This window comes from Stenotrophomonas sp. pho (assembly GCF_006228405.1).
Taxonomy (GTDB): Bacteria; Pseudomonadota; Gammaproteobacteria; order Xanthomonadales; family Xanthomonadaceae; genus Stenotrophomonas; species Stenotrophomonas sepilia.
In genome coordinates, this window is the sequence record NZ_CP029759.1 from 1,552,294 (window position 1) to 1,567,019 (window position 14,726).

Consider the following 14,726-nt stretch of genomic DNA (forward strand, 5'->3'; position numbering starts at 1 on the left):
CCGGGCGTTGGCCCAAGTCTAGCAGGATGTGGCGGCCTGTCAGTGACCGTCGCTGCCCGGTCCGGTGATCGGCGGCGGGGCCAGTTCAGGCCGGGCAGGGGCTTCTTCTTCAGGCAGGTCCAGGCTGTAGGTACAGCCGGCCAGGGTCTTGCCCGGATGGGAGGCCACGGTGGAGACGCTGAGAATGATCGACTCGATCTGGGCCTCGCCGCTCTTCGGGTCGGTCACGTCGCGGCTGACCAGCTCGCGGCCGGCCATGAACTTGCCGTCCTGGTCGTAGCCGGTCTCCAGCGCCAGGCGTTTGGCCAACGGCCGCGGGTCAGCCTGGTCGAGGATCGCCATGATGCTGGAGCCGGCCACGGCGACCCGTTCGGTGCGGTCGCCGAACACGCTGATCGGCTGGGCCAGTCGGTACTCGCTCATGAACTGGTTGCCCTGGGGCAGCGGCTGCAGGCCGTGGGCGACGGCCTTCAGCGGATCAGCCAGCAGCGGTGCCAGTGCAGCGTGATCGGCTACGCCCTGGCGGCATTCGATCAGCGCCGGCAGGTCCAAGGCAGCGGCCGGGGCGGACGCGACGAGCAGCAGGGGCAGGACAATACGCAGCACGGGCACTGGATCCGCAACGGAAGGCAGGCCGGTGATCGTACCGGTCCCGGTCGGCTATCGCGAGCGTCTCTACGCAGTCAGGGAGATTGCAGGTGCGATGCCGCTGGGTACCAGCGCAGCCTGACCGGGTAGCCCAGCAGCGCCTGCAGGTGGTCGCGCACGGTCGCCGCCGTTGCGCGCGCGCCAGCGGTATCCCGGAGTTCCAGCTCCAGTTCACCGGTCATGACGTCCAGGCCATAGCCGGTCAGGCCGGGCAGCTGCGGGATGAACCAGCCCTGCTGCGCCTGAAGACGGCGCTGCATCTCCGCTTCGGTCATTGAAGCGCCGATGATGTAGCGCACGCGTTGCGGGCCGTCCGCCCCTGGATGGGTCTCATCGGCCGCAGGTGCCGGCCCAGTCAGTCGCACGACGACGTTCCACCCCGTCGCATTGTCCACCCACATACCGGCCAGGCGTGCCGCGTGGCGCGCCCTCAAGCGTTCCATCAACGCGTGCTGCTGCGCCTCGGCGACCGCCTGGCGGGCCGTCTGCTGGCTGACGTCAAAGAAGGCCTGCACCTCGGCGACTTTGGCGGCAATGTCGGCGGCGCTGTCGCTGGCCGGGAACGGCGACGGTCGTTCCCGGTCGGGGTCGATGCCCGGGGCAGTGGTTACCTGCAGAAGAGCGGCAATGAGTGCGGGCAACAGCGCGATGGGGTGTCCTCTGTGATGAACCCGGTATGCGTGGCCGTCAGCGCTCGCCGGCGTAGGGATCGGCGATGCCGAGCTCGGCCAGGATCTCGCGCTCCAGCTGTTCCATTGCGTCGGCTTCCTTGTCGTCCTCGTGGTCCCAGCCAAGCAGGTGCAGCACGCCGTGCACGGTCAGGTGCGCGTAATGTGCGTTGAGCGCCTTGCCCTGTTCGTCGGCTTCGCGGGCCACCACCGGTGCGCAGATCACCAGGTCGCCGAGCAATGGAAACTTGACGCCCTTGGGCAGGCCTTCGGGCACGTCGGCCGGGAAGCTGAGCACGTTGGTGGCGTAGTCCTTGCCACGGTAATGGCGGTTCAGCGACTGCCCCTCCTTGGCATCGACCACGCGGATGGCCAGGTCGGCCTCACGGATGCGGCCCTTCAACGCAGCGGCCACCCACTTGCGGAAGCTCACTGCGGCCGGCAGCCCGGTACGCGGCAGGGCATAACTGACGGCGACGTCCAGTCGCACGGGACCACGGGTCATGGCGTTGCTCCAGGCTGGATCTGATGCAGGTCGCGGCGGTCGTAGGCGCTGACGATGCGCGCCACCAGCGGATGCCGGACCACGTCGCGGGATTCGAAGAAGGTGAAGCTGACGCCCTCGACCTCGCGCAGCACATCGATCGCGTCGCGCAGGCCGGACTTCACGTGCTTGGGCAGGTCGGTCTGGGTCAGGTCACCGGTGACCACCGCCGTGGAGCCGTAGCCCAGGCGGGTCAGGAACATCTTCATCTGTTCGATGGTGGTGTTCTGCGCCTCGTCCAGGATCACGAACGCATCGTTGAGCGTGCGGCCGCGCATGTAGGCCAGCGGCGCGATCTCGATGACGTTCTTCTCCAGCAGCTTGACCACCTTCTCCACGCCCATCATCTCGTACAGGGCGTCGTACAGCGGTCGCAGGTACGGGTCGACCTTCTGGCTCAGGTCGCCGGGCAGGAAGCCCAGCTTCTCGCCGGCTTCCACCGCCGGGCGCACCAGGATCAGGCGCTGCACCCGTGACTCGTTCAGTGCTTCGACCGCGCTGGCCACGGCCAGGAAGGTCTTGCCGGTTCCGGCCGGGCCGATGCCGAAGTTGATGTCATGCGTGGCGATCTGGTGCAGGTAGCGGCCCTGGTTGGCGCCGCGGCCACGTACCGTGCCACGCTTGACCTTGATTGCCACGTCCTGCGCTTCGTAGGAGCGTTCGGCGATCTGCTCGACGTTGGCCTGCGCCAGGCGCAGGTGGATGGCGTGATTGTCGAAGGTGGTTTCGCCGGCTTCGGCGTACAGCGCTTCAACCAGCTTCTGCGCCTCGACGATGGCTTCGTTGGGCCCGCTGATGCGGAACACGAAGCCACGATTGGCGATCTCCACGCCGAGCTTCAGCTCGATCTGGCGCAGGTGCCCGTCGAAGGGGCCGCACAGGTTGGCCAGTCGCTCGTTGTCTTCCGGCGACAGGGTGAAGTCTCGATGATCGATGCTTTTCATTGCTTGGGGTGGGGCGGGGTCGCCGTCCACCACGATGGACTCGGGGTGACAAGGTTACGCGCGTACCGGGCATGCGGCCAGCGGCGGGCCGATACGCGGTTTTCCACACCCGGTGTGGACGGAGGGCGCGAAAAGCTGTGGATAGGCCTTCGCAGTGCTTGTGCCACAAGGCGTATGAGGCGGTGGTGAAAAAACCGTCACGGTCGGCCGGGTCCTGTGACGGCAGCGCATCTTCCGCTGCCAGGCAGCCAGTACGGCCGCCCCCGTCCGGTTCTCCACACCGGCTGTGGAATGATGCTGAATCAAGCTGTGGATAGGTGGCGAGGAACCTTGCAGCAAAAGGCTCGCCCGTACGTGGCGAAAAAACCGTCAGGGCTGATCGGAATCATTGAGGGTGCACGGGGCAGGTGGCACCGTGTCGCCGTCGCAGGAGGGGATGGCATGGGCATCGGTAACGGGATGCGTGGACTCGGGCTGGCGGGCATCGGCCTGCTGGCGGGCTGTGGGCAGTCAACGCCAACGGCGCTGGGCACGCTGGAGTGGGACCGGATCACGGTGCCGGCGCCGGCGGCCGAGGTGATCGCCACGGTGGAGGTGCGCGAGGGCCAGCGGGTCAAGGCCGGGGCCGTGCTGATGCAGCTCGATCCCGCCCGCGGCGACGCGCAGTTCGCGGCGGCGCAGGCCGACACGGCGCGCGCGCAGGCCCAGCTGGAAGAGCTGAAGCTCGGCCCTCGCCAGGAACAGATCGCACAGGCCCAGGCACAACTGGCCGCGTTGCGCGCGCAGTCTTCTGAAGCCACTGCCTACTATCGTCGGGTGCAGCCATTGGCACGCCAGCGCCTGATCGCCGCCGCCGAGCTGGACCGTGCACGGGCGGCCGCCGGCCATGCCGCGGCCAGCGCGCGTGCCGCCGAGCAGGCCTGGCTGGAACGGGTGCACGGCAGTCGCGCGCAGGACATCGCCCAGGGCCAGGCGGCCGCCGACGCCGCACAGGCGCAGCAGGTGGTGCAGGGCGTCAACCTGCAGAAGCTGCAGCTGCGCGCACCGCGCGATGGCGTGATCGATGCCTTGCCCTACCGGCAGGGTGACCAGGCACCGATCGGGGCGCCGCTGGCGGTGATGCTGGTCGGCGAGCGCCCCTATGCGCGCGTCTACCTGCCACAGCCGCTGCGCCTGCAGGTCAAGGTCGGTCAGCCAGCGCAGATACAGCTGGAGGGAGGGGGCACCGTACTGAAGGGCCATGTGCGCGCGATCCGCAGCGAGCCTTCATTCACCCCGTACTACGCACTGACCGGCGATGACGTCGAGCGCCTGAGCTACCTCGCCGAGATCGACGTGGATGCAGCCAGCGACATGCAGAAGCTTCCGGCCGGACTGCCGGTGCAGGTGCGCTTCTGAACACCGGTGCGGACATCGCGGTGCATGCGCAGGGCCTGACTCGCCGCTTCGGTGAACTGCTGGCCGTGGACAAGGTCGACCTGACCGTCCCGCGCGGGCAGGTGTACGGCTTCCTGGGCCCGAACGGGTCAGGCAAGTCGACCACCATCCGCATGCTGTGCGGCCTGCTGGAACCCAGTGCGGGGCAGATCGAGGTGCTGGGCCTGGCGGTTCCCGAGCAGGCCGAAGCACTGCGCCGGCGCATCGGCTACATGACCCAGCGCTTCTCGCTGTACGAAGACCTGTCGGTACGCGAGAACCTGGAATTCCTCGCCGCCATCCAGGACCTGCCGCGCAACCAGGCCCGGCAACGGGTCGATGCGCTGCTGCAGCAGTACCGGTTGCAGGACCGGCAGTCGCAGCTGGCCGGTACGCTCAGCGGCGGGCAGAAGCAGCGCCTGGCCCTGGCCGGCGCCGTGGTGCATTCGCCCGAACTGCTGTTCCTGGATGAGCCGACCAGCGCGGTCGACCCGGAATCGCGCCGCGACTTCTGGGAGGCCCTGTTCGAACTGGCCGACGCGGGAACCACGGTGCTGGTGTCGACCCATTACATGGACGAAGCCGAGCGCTGCCATCGCCTGGCGATCCTTGATCGCGGCGCACTGGTGGCCGACGGCACGCCGGCCGAGCTCTGTTCACGGCTGCAAGGACGCACGCTGCAGGTCACGTCATCGCAGCCACGCCAGGCCAGCCGCGTGCTGGCCGAGCTGCCCGGCGTGCTGAGCGTGGCGCAGATCGGCACCCATCTGCGTGTGCTGTGCAATGAGGGAGCGGCGGACATCGCAGTGCTGGGCCGTGCGCTGGCCAGTGCTGACCCGCAGGCCAGCATCGAGAAGGTGGCGCCGAACCTGGAAGACGTGTTCGTGGCCGCCACCCGTGGCCGTGGCAGGGAGCCAGCGGCATGAACCTGCGCAGGCTGTGGGCGATCATGCTCAAGGAGCTGCGGCAGCTGCGCCGCGACCGCATCACGCTGGCGATGATCGTCGGCATTCCGGTGATGCAACTGCTGCTGTTCGGGTATGCGATCAACCTCAACCTGCGCCACCTCGATGCGGGTATCGCCGACCAGGCCAACAGCGCCGCCTCACGCGCGCTGGTGCAGGTCATGGTCGCCACCGGCGTGATCACGCCACGCAGCGAGGCCTACACGCCGGACCAGCTGATGCAGGCGCTGCGCCGCGGCGAGATCAGCGTCGGCATCGTGGTGCCGGCCGACTTCGAGCGTCGCCGCTTCGATGGACGCGAAGCGGTACAGGTGCTGGTCGATGGCAGCGACACCGTGGTGCAGAGTGCGGCGATCCAGCTGGCGCAGGTGCCACTGGATACGCGCCCGACCAGCAATACGCGGCCGCTGCGCGAAGGCAGCATTGCCGGTGGCCAGGTCAGCGTGACCAGTTTCTACAACCCGCAACGGCGCTCGGCGGTGAACATCGTGCCCGGCCTGATCGGGGTGATCCTGACCATGACCCTGGTGATGTTCACGGCGGTGGCGGTGGTGCGCGAACGCGAGCGCGGCAACATGGAACTGCTGATCGCCACGCCGGTATCGCGCAGCGAACTGATGGTCGGCAAGGTGCTGCCCTATGCAGCGATCGGTCTGCTGCAGACCACGCTGGTGCTGGTGCTGGGCACCTGGCTGTTCCAGGTGCCGATTCGCGGCAGCCTGCTCGACATCTACCTGGCCGCGGTGCTGCTGGTGCTGGCCAACCTGGCGCTGGGCCTGCTGATCTCCACGCGCGCGCGTTCGCAGTTCCAGGCGATGCAGATGACCCTGTTCCTGTTCCTGCCGTCGATCCTGCTGTCGGGCTTCATGTTCCCGTTCGCCGGCATGCCGCGGACGGTGCAGTGGCTGGCCGAAGTGCTGCCGCTGACCCACTTCCTGCGCCTGGTGCGCGGCATCATGCTGCGCGGCGCCTCGCTGTGGGAGCTGTGGCACGACGCACTGGCGCTGCTGGCCTTCATCGTGGTGATGATGACCCTGGCGATCCTGCGTTTCCGCAAGCGCCTGGATTGAGGCCTGTCATTCGGTAGTGCCGGCCGCTGGCCGGCATCATTTCCGGTGGGCGCCGACCGTTGTCGGCACACCCGGACCTTATTCCGCCACCACCCGTGCGCGCAGCGAATTGGTCAGCGCTTCGGTGATCACCACATCCACGAACTGCCCGATCAGGCGCGCAGGCGCCGGGAAATTCACCGACCGCATGTTCTCGGTCTTGCCGGTCAGCTCGTTCGGGTTCTTGCGCGACGGCCCTTCCACCAGCACGGTCTGCACGGTACCGACCATCTTCTCCGAGATGCTGGCGGCGTGCGCATTGATGCGCTCCTGCAGGCGCGACAGGCGCGCATGCTTCTCGGCATCGCTGATCGTGTCCTCCAGATCGGCCGCCGGCGTACCCGGTCGACGCGAATAGATGAAGGAGAAACTGTGGTCGAAGCCGATGTCCTCGATCAGCTTCATGGTCTTCTCGAAGTCGGCATCGGTCTCGCCGGGGAAGCCGACGATGAAGTCCGAGCTGATTGAAATGTCCGGGCGCACCGCGCGCAGCTTGCGGATCTTCGACTTGAATTCCAGCGCGGTGTAGCCGCGCTTCATCGCCGACAGCACGCGGTCGCTGCCGGCCTGCACCGGCAGGTGCAGGAAGTTGGCCAGCTGCGGAACGTCGCGGAACGCATCGATCAGCGAATCGCTGAACTCGAGCGGGTGCGAGGTGGTGAAGCGGATGCGGCCGACCCCATCGATCTCGGCGATGGTGCGGATCAGCAGGCCGAGGTCGGCAAACTCACCGTCTCCATACGGGCCGCGATAGGCGTTGACGTTCTGGCCGAGCAGGTTGATCTCGCGCACGCCCTGCGCGGCGAGCTGCGCCACTTCCACCACCACGTCCTCGAACGGGCGGCTGACTTCGGTGCCGCGGGTGTAAGGCACCACGCAGAACGAGCAGTACTTGGAACAGCCTTCCATGATCGACACGAACGCCGAGGCACCTTCGGCGCGTGGCTCGGGCAGGCGGTCGAACTTCTCGATCTCGGGGAAGCTGATGTCCACCTGCGGGCGCTTCTGCTCGCGGCGTGCGCGGATCAGTTCCGGCAGGCGATGCAGGGTCTGCGGACCGAACACAAGGTCCACGAACGGGGCGCGCTTGATGATCGCTTCGCCTTCCTGCGAGGCAACGCAGCCGCCCACGCCGATGATGACCTCGCGGCCCTTGTTCTTCAGGCCCTTCCACACGCCGAGTTGGCTGAACACCTTCTCCTGCGCCTTCTCGCGGATGGAGCAGGTGTTGACCAGGATGACGTCGGCGTCGTCCGGGCTGTCGGTCAGTTCCAGGCCATCGCTGGCGGCAAGCACGTCGGCCATCTTGGCCGAGTCGTACTCGTTCATCTGGCAACCGTGGGTCTTGATGTACAGCTTGCCCTTGACCTGGTCAGGCTTGCGCGGACCAGCGGGCAGGGCAACGAGCGGGTACCGCCCGGCGTGGCGGGCGGAAAGACGTCTGGCGTCCCGGTCATGGCGCTTAATCCATTCGGGTGGCGGGAAAGCGGGCAATTCTACCCGCATCCCGCGCCAGCCGCCGCGCCCTTGTAGAGCCGAGCCCACGCTCGGCTGGCTTCAGTAGAGCCAGGCCATGCCAGGCTGCTGCCCCATGGGAAGCGGGAAGAGCAGCCGAGCGCGGGCTCGGCTCTACAAGGGGGGGCTGCTTACGCGGCCGCCAGCTCCGCATCGATCTGCCGCGAACGGTCGAAGGCGGTCATCGCGCTCATCCGTGCGATGTAATCAGCCGTGGCCGGCGCAGGCTGCACCAGGCCGAAGGCCGTGGTCCAGGCCAGCGCATTGCCCCACAGCACGTCGGCGGCACTCATCGTCTCGCCGAGCAGGTACGGGCCCTGCGCCAGCTGGGCCTCGACCACCTGCAGCACGGTCTCGGCGTCGTTGTACGGCGACATCAGGCGCGGCGGCGGCTCGCGGTGCATCGCCTTGTCGATCATCGCCGGCTCGAAACAGGCACCGTAGAAGGCCATCCAGCGCAGGTAGGGGCCGCGCAGGGCGTCGCCGATCGGCGGGGCCAGCCCGGCCTCCGGATACAGGTCGGCCAGGTACAGATAAATGGCGACCTGCTCGGTCACCAGTGCGCCGTTGTGGACGATGGCCGGCACCTTGCCCATCGGGTTGATGGCCAGATAGGCCGGGGCCAGGTTGGCACCGGCCTTCAGGTCCAGCACCTGCATGCGGTAGTCGGCACCCAGCGCTTCGAGCAGGGCCACGGCGCCGCTCGAACGGGATCTGGCGGCGTGGTACAGGGTGATCTGGCGTGAGTTCATGGCATTGCTCCTTGCGGTGGGTGGGTGAACTGGAAGCCATCCTGAGGCACTATTGCGGACGACTTCTGTCCTCGATTCTTCATGCGCCATACCGCCCATCGACTGCTGCGCCTGATCGCCCTGCTGCAGGCCCGCCGCCAGTGGTCCGGGGCTGAGCTGGCCGAGCGCATGGGCGTGGACCGGCGCAGTATCCGCCGTGATATCGAACGCCTGCGCGAACTGGGCTATCCGGTGCGGGCCTCATCGGGGGTCGGCGGCGGCTATCAGCTCGGGGCAGGGGCACCGGTGCTGCCGATGCTGCTGGACGAGGACGAGGCGACGACCCTGGCGATCGCCCTGCGTGCCGCGTCCGCGACCGTCGCTGGCATCGACGACACCGCGCGGGGCCTGCTGTCCAAGCTCGATCCGCTGGTCCCCACCCGTCGCCGGCGGCAGGCCGGCGAGGTGCATGCGGCGACGGCCACCCTGTCCGACCTTCCCTCCACCGACGCACGCCTGCTGGGACGGCTGGCCCAGCACTGCCGGCAGGCGTCACGGCTGGCCTTCGAGTACCGCAGTGCGCAGGAGGAGGTGACCCAGCGCGAGGTCGAGGCGCAGCACCTGGTCAACTATGGGCGGCGCTGGTACCTGCTGGCCTGGGACCTGGGCCGCCAGGACTGGCGCACCCTGCGCGTGGACCGGATGGGCGCGGTGCGCGAATGCGCCGGGCCGGGCATGCATCGGCGCCCGCCCGCGCCCCCGGACGTGATGGTGCGGCAGGCGGTCAGCCAGGCGCCCTTCGCGCTGCAGGCCATTGTCCGCCTGGCCGGCAGCCGCACCGAGCTGGAAGGGCGCATCCCGCCGTGGTGTGGTGTGCTGGAGGCTGATGGTGCCGACCATTGCCTGTTGCGCATGGGCGCCGAGAGCCGCGGCATGATGCTGGCGCAGATCCTCAGCCTGGACCGGGTGCCGGTGGCGTTGTGGACCACACCGCCGGGCCTGCGCGATGAGCTGGCACAGCGTTTGACCGGATTGGGCCAGGTGCTGGCTGTGCCGCCGGTCACAGGCTGAGCCACATCGCTTGGCAAGCCCCGGCGAAGCTGGGACACTCGCGGCATGAAGGGGATACTGGGGACAACGGCGATCATCATCGCTGCGCTGACCGCTGCGCCGGCCAGCGCTGGCACCCTGTACAAGTGCCAGGGCGCCGACGGGGTCACCAGCTACGTGAGCAAGCGAGTGGCCGGCGCGCGCTGCAGCAGCATCAGCTACAGCCGCGATACCCGCCCGGCACCGCGCCCCGTGGTGGCCGCATCGAAGCCTGCGCCGACCTCGGTGGCCAGCATCGAACGCAATCCGGTCGCCGTGGCGGCCAGCGCCGCTGCGCCCGCTGCAGTCGCGCCGACGCCTGCTGCACCCGCGCCTGCCGCGGTACCGACGGCCTCGCGGGCCGGGCGGATGGTCAGCGGCCAGGTCTACTCCTTCATGAAGGATGGGGTGCGCCACTACACCAGTGCGCGGCCGACCCAGGTCGCCAACCTCGGCCCGGTGCGTACCATCCGCTACAGTTTCATGGAGCGCTGTTATGCCTGTGGCGTCAACCCACGCGTGGACTTCGGTTCGGTGCGCTTGAACACCACCGCGTTCCAGACCGAGATCACCTCGGCCGCACGCGAGTTCGGCGTCGAAGAAGCCGTGGTGCGCGCCATCATCCACGCCGAGTCGGCCTACAACCCGACCGCGCTCAGCCGCGCCGGCGCGCAGGGCCTGATGCAGCTGATGCCGCCGACCGCAGCCCGCTTCGGGGTCAGCGATTCCTACGATGCCGCGCAGAACATCCGTGGTGGCGTGCAGTATCTTGCGTGGTTGCTGAAGCGCTTCAATGGCGACCTGACCCTGGCTGCGGCCGGCTACAACGCCGGCGAAGGCGCGGTCGACCGCCACGGTGGCGTGCCGCCCTACAGCGAGACCCAGTACTACGTGCGCCGGGTCGGACAGCTGGCCGAGCGTTACCGCACCGCATTGACACACCAGTAGTGCCGGCCGCTGGCCGGCAACCCCGTAATCAATGTTGTTGCAATGCGTTGTGTGGCGCGCGACGGTTCCGCTACACTCGCCCATGATTCAATGCGGCTCTGGCCCCCACCGGATCCGCTGGCAGCCTTAAAGCTACCTAATCAATATCGGAGTGCCGGATGGCCAACGATGGGGTACACGATCCAGTCAACACCGGACGTCGGCGTTTTCTTTCTGCCACCACTGCTGTGGTTGGCGCCGTCGGCGTCGGATTCACCGCCGTTCCTTTCATCAAATCCTGGAACCCCAGTGCCCGTGCCAAGCTTGCCGGTGCACCGGTGGTGGCCGACATCAGCGCCCTGCAGGAAGGCCAACGCCTGATCGTGGAGTGGCGTGGCCAGCCGATCTGGATCGTCAAGCGGTCCAAGGCGATCCTGGATGCACTGCACGGGCTGGATGGCCGCCTCAAGGACCCCGAGTCCGGCGAGAAGGACCAGCAGCCGGACTACGTGCTGAAGCAGAACCCCGAGCTGCGCTCGATCAAGCCGGACATCTCCGTGCTGGTCGGCCTGTGCACGCACCTGGGCTGCTCGCCGGAAATGGTCGCCGAGATCCGGCCTGAGCCCTACGACCCGCAGTGGAAGGGGGGCTACTTCTGCCCCTGCCACAAGTCGCGCTTCGACATGTCCGGCCGCGTCTTCAAGGATGTGCCGGCACCGATCAACCTGAAGGTGCCCGCGCACCATTACCAGGACGACAACACCATCATCATCGGTGTCGATCCGCAGGGGGCAGCCTGATGGCCAATATCCTCGCCCGTACCGCCAGCGGCGTCGCCGACTGGGTCAATGCCCGCGCGCCGGGCCTGATGCCGGTCTACCGCAAGCACGTTACCGAGTATTACGCGCCGAAGAACTTCAACATCTGGTACTACTTCGGTTCGCTGGCACTGCTGGTGCTGGTCAACCAGATCGTCACCGGCATCTTCCTGACGATGCACTACAAGACCAGCGCCGCCGAGGCGTTCGGCTCCATCGAATACATCATGCGTGATGTGGAGTGGGGCTGGCTGATCCGCTACATGCACTCCACCGGCGCCTCGCTTTTCTTCATCGTGGTCTACCTGCACATGTTCCGCGGCCTGCTGTACGGCAGCTACCAGAAGCCGCGCGAGCTGGTGTGGATCCTGGGCATGCTGATCTACCTGGTGCTGATGGCCGAGGCCTTCATGGGCTATGTGCTGCCGTGGGGCCAGATGTCGTTCTGGGGCGCCAAAGTGATCATCTCGCTGTTCGGCGCGATACCGGTGATCGGCAACGGCCTGACCGAATGGATCATGGGCGACTACCTGCCCAGTGACGCCACGCTCAACCGCTTCTTCGCGCTGCACGTCATCGCACTGCCGCTGGTGCTGCTGTTGCTGGTGGTGCTGCATCTGGGCGCGCTGCACGAAGTGGGGTCGAACAACCCCGATGGCGTGGAGATCAAGAAGGGGCCGAAGGGCAACCGCTGGTCGCCGAATGCTCCGGCCGACGGTATTCCGTTCCATCCGTACTACACGCTCAAGGATGGTGTCGGCGCCGGCTTCCTTCTGATCATCGCCGCCTTCATCATCTTCTTCGCACCGGGCTTCGGCGGCCTGTTCCTGGAACACGACAACTTCACCGAGGCCAACCGCCTGGTGACCCCCGAACACATCAAGCCGGTCTGGTACTACACGCCTTACTACGCGATGTTGCGCGTGGTACCGAACAAGCTCGGTGGCGTGCTGGTGATGTTCTCGGCCATTGCGATCCTGTTCCTGGTGCCGTGGCTGGACAAGGCCAGGGTGAAGTCGGTGCGCTACCGCGGCTGGATCTCGAAGGTGATGCTGGGCGTGCTGGCGGTGTGCTTCGTGTGGCTGGGCGTGATCGGCTCCGGCCCGGGCACCGACGTGCATGAAACCTACATCGGGCGGGTGCTGACCTTCCTGTACTTCGCGTTCTTCATCACCATGCCGCTATGGACAAGGTTGGACAAGACCAAGCCGGTACCGGAGAGGGTGACCACGCATGACTGAGCGCTGGATGGTCCGGCTGGCCCTGACGGCCACCCTGATGCTGGGCAGTTTCCTGGCCTCCGCCGCCGAGGGCGGCACCAAGCTGCTGCAGGCCGGCAACGACCTCGGTGACCGCGCCTCGCTGCAGCGGGGTGCGCAGCTGTACATGAACTACTGCTCCGGCTGCCACGCGCTGAAGTACCTGCGCTACTCGCGGATGGCGCAGGACCTGGGCCTGACCGAAGAAGAGGTGATGAACAACCTCAACTTCACCGGCTCGGCGATCGGCGACCCGATCCCGGTGGCGATGCCCAAGGAAAACGCGGAGAAGTGGTTCGGCAAGATGCCGCCCGATCTCAGCCTGATCGCGCGTGTGCGTGGCAGCGACTGGGTCTATACCTATCTCAAGTCGTTCTATCTGGACAGCAGCCGCCCGCTGGGCTGGAACAACGCGCTGTTCGCCAACGCCTCCATGCCCAACCCGCTGTGGGAGATGCAGGGGCTGCAGCATGCGGTGCACGGCAAGGCGGAAGCGCCCGGTATGGACCCGCCGGTGACCGGCCTGAAGATTGAAACGCCGGGATCGGTGGACGCCGGGCAGTACGACCAGGCCGTGCGGGACATCACCAACTTCCTCGAATACGCCGGCGAACCGGCCGCACTCAAGCGCCAGCAGCTGGGCGTGTGGGTGATCCTGTTCCTGGCCCTGCTGACCTTCCTGCTGTACCTGCTGAAGAAGGAATACTGGAAGGACGTTCACTGATTCTGCCACCGGCCATCGCATGGGCCTATTGGCTTTTGTGATGGTCGGTTGCACACTCGGGGAGGAGTCGACCGCTGGCACGGTGCCGGCGGCGCCGATGCGGCAGGCGGTCTCCTGTCGTGGGAGAGCCTTTGATGGCGGCGAGCGTACGCATGCGCAATACACTGACGCTGTTTTCCTCGAACGACGACGTACTGTGCCACCGTGTACGCCTGGTCCTGGCGGCCAAGGGCGTCACCTTCGACTTCGTTCCGGTCGATCCGCAGAACCCGCCTGAAGACCTGATCGACCTCAATCCGTACCACTCGGTGCCGACCCTGGTCGAACGCGAGCTGGTGCTGTACGCCGCATCGGTGGTCAGCGAGTACCTGGATGAGCGCTACCCGCATCCGCCACTGATGCCGGTCGACCCGTTGTCGCGTGCACGCATCCGCCTGGCCATGCTCCGCATCGAGCACGACTGGGTGCCGCAGGTGCAGGCCGTCCAGCTGGGCAACAAGACCCAGGTCGAGGCCGGGCGCAAGCGCCTGAAGGAACTGCTGACCGCCTCGCTGCCGCTGTTCAAGGCCAGCAAGTTCTTCCTCAACCCGGAAATGAGCCTGGCCGACTGCGCGATGGCGCCGATCATCTGGCGCCTGCAGTCGCTGGATGTGCCGCTGCCGAAGGACGGCAAGGCGATCGAGGACTACGGCAACCGCATCTTCCGCCATCCGGGATTTGTCCGCAGCCTGACCGAGCAGGAAAAGAAACTGCGCGACCTGCCGGTCTGATCCGGCCCCGCGTTACCCGTCTGCACGCCGACCGGCGTGCAGACGATCCGCCCCGGCGGGGCGCCGGGCGCGTACACTTCACGCATGACCGAAGACTTCTTCCACATGACCAGCCACCGCCCGTACCTGCTGCGGGCGCTGGTGGAATGGATCAACGACAACCAGCTGACCCCGCACATCCTGGTCGACGCCGGCGTCCCCGGCGTGCAGGTCCCGCCTTCGGCGGTCAAGGATGGCCGGGTCGTGCTCAACATCGCCGAACGTGCCGTGGTGCGGCTGATGATCGACAACGAAATGGTGAGCTTCTCGGCCCGCTTCTCCGGAACCAGCTACCCGGTGCAGGTGCCGATCAGCGCCGTGCTGGCGGTCTACGCCCGCGAGACCGGGCAGGGCATGGCATTGCCGGATGACATTCCGGGCAACGAAACCGCACCGACCCGCGATGAGCTGCTGCACGAGGAAGGCACGCCGCCGGACGACACGCCGCCGGCCAGTCCGCCGCCGAAGGGCCGCCCGAACCTGCGCGTGGTCAAGTAACCCTTCCGACGCCGCCCCGATGGGCGGCGTTTTTCTTTGCCCGTTTGGCGGTGGGTGCCGGA

The 14,726-nt window shown here is 67.1% G+C and carries 16 protein-coding genes; 10 read left to right on the top strand and 6 right to left on the bottom strand.

What is annotated here, in order from left to right; genetic code table 11:
* Positions 1-39: 39 nt before the first annotated feature.
* From DL544_RS07255 to DL544_RS07270, 4 genes are all read right to left on the bottom strand, one after another.
* Entirely contained in the window at positions 40-606 is a 567-nt protein-coding gene (locus tag DL544_RS07255; protein ID WP_005415933.1) for a hypothetical protein, read from the bottom strand.
* Positions 607-683: 77 nt separating this feature from the next.
* Entirely contained in the window at positions 684-1,289 is a 606-nt protein-coding gene (locus DL544_RS07260; protein ID WP_065177392.1) for a hypothetical protein, read from the bottom strand.
* A 46-nt stretch (positions 1,290-1,335) separates the two neighbouring features.
* Positions 1,336-1,821 carry an rRNA maturation RNase YbeY gene (gene ybeY, locus DL544_RS07265; protein WP_065177391.1) on the bottom strand — a complete coding sequence of 162 codons (486 nt, stop codon included), beginning with the start codon at positions 1,819-1,821 and terminating at the stop codon, positions 1,336-1,338.
* Complete coding sequence (locus DL544_RS07270) at positions 1,818-2,804, bottom strand: PhoH family protein (RefSeq protein ID WP_005415936.1); 987 nt, start codon at positions 2,802-2,804, stop codon at positions 1,818-1,820. The genes ybeY and DL544_RS07270 overlap by 4 nt, the downstream gene beginning before the upstream one ends.
* 441 nt (positions 2,805-3,245) lie before the next feature.
* Between DL544_RS07270 and DL544_RS07275 the strand changes: the two genes are divergently transcribed.
* Genes DL544_RS07275 through DL544_RS07285 form a run of 3 tightly spaced genes read left to right on the top strand, consistent with a single transcriptional unit; the run spans position 3,246 to position 6,255 of the window.
* The gene (locus DL544_RS07275; protein WP_065186102.1) at positions 3,246-4,202 is read left to right on the top strand and encodes an HlyD family secretion protein; all 957 of its coding nucleotides are present in this window, start codon (positions 3,246-3,248) and stop codon (positions 4,200-4,202) included.
* Between the two features lie 20 nt (positions 4,203-4,222).
* The gene (locus DL544_RS07280) at positions 4,223-5,146 is read left to right on the top strand and encodes an ABC transporter ATP-binding protein (RefSeq protein ID WP_065186103.1); all 924 of its coding nucleotides are present in this window, start codon (positions 4,223-4,225) and stop codon (positions 5,144-5,146) included.
* Positions 5,143-6,255, top strand: a complete 1,113-nt coding sequence (locus DL544_RS07285) for an ABC transporter permease (RefSeq protein WP_065186104.1) — start codon at positions 5,143-5,145, stop codon at positions 6,253-6,255. The genes DL544_RS07280 and DL544_RS07285 overlap by 4 nt, the downstream gene beginning before the upstream one ends.
* A 78-nt stretch (positions 6,256-6,333) precedes the next feature.
* Here the strand turns inward: DL544_RS07285 and miaB are convergent, their stop codons facing one another.
* Positions 6,334-7,623, bottom strand: coding sequence for a tRNA (N6-isopentenyl adenosine(37)-C2)-methylthiotransferase MiaB (miaB, locus tag DL544_RS07290; RefSeq protein ID WP_255313084.1), 1,290 nt, complete (start codon positions 7,621-7,623; stop codon positions 6,334-6,336).
* A gap of 317 nt (positions 7,624-7,940) precedes the next feature.
* Positions 7,941-8,561, bottom strand: coding sequence for a glutathione S-transferase family protein (locus DL544_RS07295; protein ID WP_005415942.1), 621 nt, complete (start codon positions 8,559-8,561; stop codon positions 7,941-7,943).
* Positions 8,562-8,642: 81 nt separating this feature from the next.
* Here DL544_RS07295 and DL544_RS07300 point away from each other — a divergent pair, with 81 nt between their 5' ends.
* The 7 genes from DL544_RS07300 (at position 8,643) to DL544_RS07330 (ending at position 14,664) form a co-directional block, all read left to right on the top strand.
* Positions 8,643-9,611, top strand: coding sequence for a helix-turn-helix transcriptional regulator (locus DL544_RS07300; RefSeq protein ID WP_065177386.1), 969 nt, complete (start codon positions 8,643-8,645; stop codon positions 9,609-9,611).
* A gap of 45 nt (positions 9,612-9,656) precedes the next feature.
* Positions 9,657-10,577 carry a lytic transglycosylase domain-containing protein gene (locus DL544_RS07305; protein WP_065177385.1) on the top strand — a complete coding sequence of 307 codons (921 nt, stop codon included), beginning with the start codon at positions 9,657-9,659 and terminating at the stop codon, positions 10,575-10,577.
* Positions 10,578-10,735: 158 nt separating this feature from the next.
* Positions 10,736-11,356 (top strand): ubiquinol-cytochrome c reductase iron-sulfur subunit, encoded by a 621-nt coding sequence (gene petA / locus DL544_RS07310; protein WP_004151998.1) that lies wholly within the window; start codon positions 10,736-10,738, stop codon positions 11,354-11,356.
* Positions 11,356-12,615 carry a cytochrome b gene (locus DL544_RS07315; RefSeq protein WP_049451337.1) on the top strand — a complete coding sequence of 420 codons (1,260 nt, stop codon included), beginning with the start codon at positions 11,356-11,358 and terminating at the stop codon, positions 12,613-12,615. The genes petA and DL544_RS07315 overlap by 1 nt, the downstream gene beginning before the upstream one ends.
* On the top strand, positions 12,608-13,357 hold the full coding sequence (locus tag DL544_RS07320; RefSeq protein ID WP_049414892.1) for a cytochrome c1: 750 nt from the start codon (positions 12,608-12,610) through the stop codon (positions 13,355-13,357). The genes DL544_RS07315 and DL544_RS07320 overlap by 8 nt, the downstream gene beginning before the upstream one ends.
* A 134-nt stretch (positions 13,358-13,491) precedes the next feature.
* Positions 13,492-14,127, top strand: coding sequence for a glutathione S-transferase N-terminal domain-containing protein (locus DL544_RS07325; RefSeq protein WP_139726945.1), 636 nt, complete (start codon positions 13,492-13,494; stop codon positions 14,125-14,127).
* A gap of 84 nt (positions 14,128-14,211) precedes the next feature.
* Entirely contained in the window at positions 14,212-14,664 is a 453-nt protein-coding gene (locus DL544_RS07330) for a ClpXP protease specificity-enhancing factor (protein WP_005415949.1), read from the top strand.
* Positions 14,665-14,726: the final 62 nt, after the last annotated feature.